The organism is Kocuria himachalensis (assembly GCF_054784195.1).
In genome coordinates, this window is sequence record NZ_BAAGPL010000019.1 from 596,885 (window position 1) to 601,439 (window position 4,555).

The 4,555-nt window shown below is 67.0% G+C and carries 6 protein-coding genes; 3 read left to right on the forward strand and 3 right to left on the reverse strand.

Annotated features, from left to right (window positions below; all coding sequences use genetic code 11):
* Window positions 1-22: 22 nt before the first annotated feature.
* Entirely contained in the window at window positions 23-415 is a 393-nt protein-coding gene (locus ACYVM4_RS15210) for an amidohydrolase family protein (protein ID WP_460669071.1), read from the reverse strand.
* 571 nt (window positions 416-986) lie between these two features.
* Between ACYVM4_RS15210 and ACYVM4_RS15215 the strand changes: the two genes are divergently transcribed.
* A complete protein-coding gene (locus ACYVM4_RS15215; protein WP_460669072.1) occupies window positions 987-1,952 on the forward strand; it encodes a sugar phosphate isomerase/epimerase family protein in 966 nt (321 codons plus the stop codon).
* A 156-nt stretch (window positions 1,953-2,108) separates the two neighbouring features.
* Here ACYVM4_RS15215 and ACYVM4_RS15220 read toward each other — a convergent pair whose 3' ends face one another.
* Window positions 2,109-3,605 (reverse strand): sugar porter family MFS transporter, encoded by a 1,497-nt coding sequence (locus ACYVM4_RS15220; RefSeq protein WP_460669073.1) that lies wholly within the window; start codon window positions 3,603-3,605, stop codon window positions 2,109-2,111.
* On the opposite strand from ACYVM4_RS15220, the gene ACYVM4_RS15225 reads away from it, so the two are divergent.
* The gene (locus ACYVM4_RS15225) at window positions 3,606-3,782 is read left to right on the forward strand and encodes a hypothetical protein (RefSeq protein ID WP_368823513.1); all 177 of its coding nucleotides are present in this window, start codon (window positions 3,606-3,608) and stop codon (window positions 3,780-3,782) included.
* 53 nt (window positions 3,783-3,835) lie between these two features.
* Here the strand turns inward: ACYVM4_RS15225 and ACYVM4_RS15230 are convergent, their stop codons facing one another.
* Window positions 3,836-4,123 carry a GntR family transcriptional regulator gene (locus ACYVM4_RS15230; protein WP_368823514.1) on the reverse strand — a complete coding sequence of 96 codons (288 nt, stop codon included), beginning with the start codon at window positions 4,121-4,123 and terminating at the stop codon, window positions 3,836-3,838.
* 238 nt (window positions 4,124-4,361) lie between these two features.
* Here ACYVM4_RS15230 and ACYVM4_RS15235 point away from each other — a divergent pair.
* A partial coding sequence (locus ACYVM4_RS15235) for a Gfo/Idh/MocA family oxidoreductase (RefSeq protein ID WP_460669074.1) occupies window positions 4,362-4,555 on the forward strand: 194 nt, incomplete at its 3' end.

The following is a 4,555-nucleotide window of genomic DNA, read 5'->3' on the forward strand; positions in this document are numbered from 1 at the left end:
CGTCACCTTCATGGACGCCGGCTCAGACGGTGGGGGTGGCGAGGGTGCTGGTGCACCAGCCGAAGAGCGCGCCAGGGGCTGTGGTGAGCATGCCGTGCAACAGGTCGGGCCCGATCTGGGCCCGCGTCCAGTCCAGGATGTTGGCGCAGGTGTGCTGCTCGCAACGGGTGTGCGGCGAGTCGCTGCCGAACACCAGGCGGCGACCGGCTCCGCGTTCGAGCAGGGCCGCGAGGATCGCCTCGGCCTGACCGGTCGGGGAGCGGTAGTGCCCGGAGACCTTGACCCATACGTACTCCCGAGCAGACAGCCCCAATACGGCCCGAGCGGCGTCGGGTGCTCGGCGCGGCAGGCCGCGGTGGACTCCAGCCCGTTCTCCGCCGGCGGAGCCCCGGCCGTGGCCGACACCGCAGAACACCAACGGGACAAGACCTTCCGCGGGCTGCTCGCCTGGGGCATGTCCATGGTCATCGCCGCACCGCTGCTCGCCTGGCTGGCCTTCGTCGTCCTCTGACCCCGGAGGATCCACTCCCCGGCACGGGGCCGCGTCGCCAACGCAGACGCCGCGGCCCCGTGCTTTTGGTGGCCAGACGGTGGGCACCTCCCCCACCCATCGCCGATCGAGCGTGGTGACGCCCGCAAGGGAACCCCTGCTGCAACGCCGTTCTCGTGGAAGGTGTCCGGTAGCCGGCCATAGGCAAAGCCGGAGGGTCCGAGCTGCACTGGCACCCGTTGTCCGCGGTTCACCCCGCGCTGCCCGGTCCCTGCGTGTCGAGCCGGCTTGTGGTGAACCACTGAACTCGGCCCCTTCGCCGACATGCAGGGGACCCGCACGAAGAAGAATCGCCCAGGCCACCACGTGCTTCTCGAAAGACCTCTTCAATGAGCCATTGTCCGTATCACTAGTACGTACTAGTGTGATGGCCGACACGCTGCTCCCTCTGCTTCGTCCTGTCGACACGCACACCCAGAAATGGAAGGAACCACCTATGAAGCTCGGACTTATCACTGACTCCGTCAGCCATCTGCCGTTCGAACAAGCCCTGGACCTGGCCCAGACCCTTGGGTTGAGCTCCGTCGAAGTGGCAACCGGCAACTGGTCCGAGAGTCCCCATGCCGATCTGCCCGTCCTGGTCTCCTCGGCCCAGGCCCGAGCCGAGTTCACCGGGATGATCGCCGACCGCGGCCTGAGTCTCAGTGCGCTGACCGCCAACGGCAATCAGTTGCACCCCGTCAGCGGCCCCGATCAGGACCGGGTGGTCCGCGACACCATCAGTGTGGCCAGTGAGTTGGGCGTGCCCACCGTCGTGCTGATGTCGGGGCTTCCCGGAGCTCGCGGTGACGCGGCCCCGAACTGGATCACCACCTCCTGGCCGCCGGAGAACCTGGGGGTTCTGGACTATCAGTGGAACGAGGTCGCGCTTCCCTACTGGAGGGGTCTGGCTGCCTTCGCCCGGGACAAGGGCGTCCGGCTGGCCGTGGAGGCCTGCGGCGGTCAGCTGGTTCACAACGTCTCGACCCTGTTGCGGCTCATCGACGCCGTCGGTGACGACGTTGTCGGCGCCAACTTCGACCCCTCCCACTTGATGTGGATGGGTGCTGACATCCCCGCCGTCATCCAGGCGCTGGGCTCCTCGATCATTCATGTTCATGCCAAGGACATCCGCATCAACAAGCCCGTCGTCTCCCGGGACGGGCTGCTGGATACGGTGCCGATGGACCAGGCGGCCGGCAGGGCCTGGAACTACGTCACCCTGGGGCTGGGACATCCGGACGGGGCCGCCTTCTGGGCCGACTTCGTCTACCACCTTCGCTCGGTGGGCTATGACGGAACGCTCAATATCGAGCACGAGGACACCCTGGTCAACTCCATCGAAGGAGTCACCCGAGCGGCCAACATGCTCCAGCAGGTCGTCCTGGTCGAGGCCCCCGACTGGCAGCCGGCCAGCATCTGAACCAAGGGACTGCCGCACGATCCGGTGTCGCCTGATCGTGCGGCAGACCCAACCACCACTCATCACCGCCTGACTTCCAGACCCCGCAGGGTCCGGGAGTCGTGGGGCAGGTCACCCTGACCTGCACCACGGTTCCGGCGGATCGAGCTCTGGGGGTCAGGACTGGTGGGCGTCGACCGGCTTGGAGACCTGGTAGATCGCTCCGGTGGTGACGTCTTCCTCGAGGTCTTCGAGGGAGCGGGCCCGGGTCTCGGGGACCTGGGTGGCGACGAAGATCAGGGCCACCACGCCGATGCCGGCGAAGAGGAAGAACGTACCCGAGATCCCGATCGTGCCCACCAGGGTCGGGAAGTACAGGGCCAGGAAGCCGTTCATGGTCCAGCCGAAGAACACCGAGATGCCGATGCCCAGTCCGCGCATGTGCAGCGGGAAGATCTCCGCCAGCCACACCCAGACGGCGACGTTCAAAAACGTCTGCATCGAGAGCACGAAGGCGACCACGAGGACCAGGATCACGATCGGGCGGGCCGGGTTGCCCGCGGGAAGCAGATTGCCGGCGATCCCGATCAGCAGGTGGCAGGTCGTGGTCAACGACAATCCGATGATGAAGGTCCTGCGCCGGTCGAGCCGGTCCATGTTGTACAGGGCGATGATTCCGCCGATCACGGCCACGACACCGAAGGCGATGTTGGCGAGCACGGCCTGCTGCTCGGTCATCCCGGACTCCTCCAGGATGCGGGTGCCGTAGTACATGACGGAGTTGATGCCGGTCAGCTGCTGGGTCATGGACACCCCGATGCCGACCAGGATGATCCGTCGCAGCCACTTGTTCGCCAGGACCGTTTTCAGCCCAACCTGGTGCGTCTCGACCTCCAGGGCGGCGATGCGCTCGATCTCCTGCAGCTCGGCTTTCGCGCGATCGGCCGGGCGAACCGTCTCGAGCACTGCCAGGGCGTCGTCGTACCGGCCCTTCTCGGTGAGCCAGCGAGGGGATTCGGGCATGCGCAGCATCCCGATGAACAGGGCGATCGCCGGCAGCGCGGACACGGCGAACATGATGCGCCACACGCCCTCCACGACGTCGCCGAGGGTGACGGCGATGATCGCGTTCATCACGAACGCGGACAGCTGTCCGAACACGATCGCCAACTCGTTGCGACCGGTGATCGACCCGTGGATCTCGTAGGGGGCGAGCTCGGCCAGGTACACCGGCACCACCGTGGAGGCCCCACCGACGGCCAGACCGATCATGATCCGCCCACAGACCAGGACGGTGAACCCCGTCAGGGAGAACGTTCCCGGCTCCGGAGACGCCGGGGAGAAGACCACCAGCAGGGTGCCGACGAAGAACAGCACCGCCAGCAGGATGATCGTTCTGCGCCGGCCCCAGGCATCCGAGACCCGGCCCCAGACCAGGGCTCCCACCGCCGCCGCGAAGATGAGCGAACTGACCACCACGCCCAGCTGGAGCAGGTTCAAGCCCAGGTCCTGTGCCATCGGCCCCTCGGCGCCGTTGGTCACCCCCGTGTCGTACCCGAACAGCAGCCCGCCCAGGCAGGCCACGACCGAGATCAGCCCGAGCCGCTTCCGATGCGGCCCACTGGTCAACGGTGGAAGGGCGAGCCGGCTGTCGCCCGGAGAGTGGTGAGACATGTGAACTCCCTGATTGAGGACCTGATGCAACAGGTGTGGATCGCGGACAGCACCGGTCCGGTGATGGGGTGTTCGTCATGTCGGCTTCGCGGTTCGGCCGAGGCGGCAGAACGCCGCGCGGTGCTGTGGCGGGTGCAGGTGGGGTGCGGTGCGGTCGTCCGGGTCATCAGGCGGTGACTCCGGTGGGTGGCCGCCCCGAGGGGCGTGGAGCGACCGTCGGCCAACCTCTGCTACACCGTGGTGGGCGCATGAGGGCGCGCCCACTGATGGGGAGAGGTGACGTAGGTGCCGACTCGTCGTGTGCGGAGCACCAGCCCGGCATCGGCCAGGCGCTGCAGGGCGCTGCGCACGGTGACGCGGCCGACATGCAATCGGGCCGCCAGCTCGATCTCGTTGTCGAGCCTGGTGCCGGGCGCCAGAGCCCCGCTGCGGATAGCACCCTCCAGGGCCAGAGCGAGCTGGTGATAGAGGGGAACCGGGGAGTTCCTGTCGATCGGCAGGGACAAGGGTGCGGTCATCAGGACTTCCGGAAGATGCGTGCGGGGCGGTCTGGGAACATGTCGTGCGGTCACGGAGATCTCCTTCCACGGCAGGGTGGCTGCGCTCAGTGCACTGCTTCAGCTCGCCTCTGCGTTTGTGTTGCCGATCACACTAGTACGTACTAGTGTTTCTGCCAAGGGCTTGTCAGGACATGTTGAGGACATCGTTCGTGGGCATCCCCGTCCGCGCTCCAACCCTGACGTGAAGGAGAATCCCGTGTCTGAGCACCGCACCTTGAACATCGGTCTGATCGGCGCCGGCCGGATCGGCTCCAGCCATGCCGAACTGATCACCCGCACCGTGCCCGACGCCCGGCTGGTCGCGATCGCCGATCCGGTCGAGGGCGCCGCCGCCCGCCTGGCCGAGTCGCTGGGGGTGGACACCGCCTACACGGACATCACCGAGCTGCT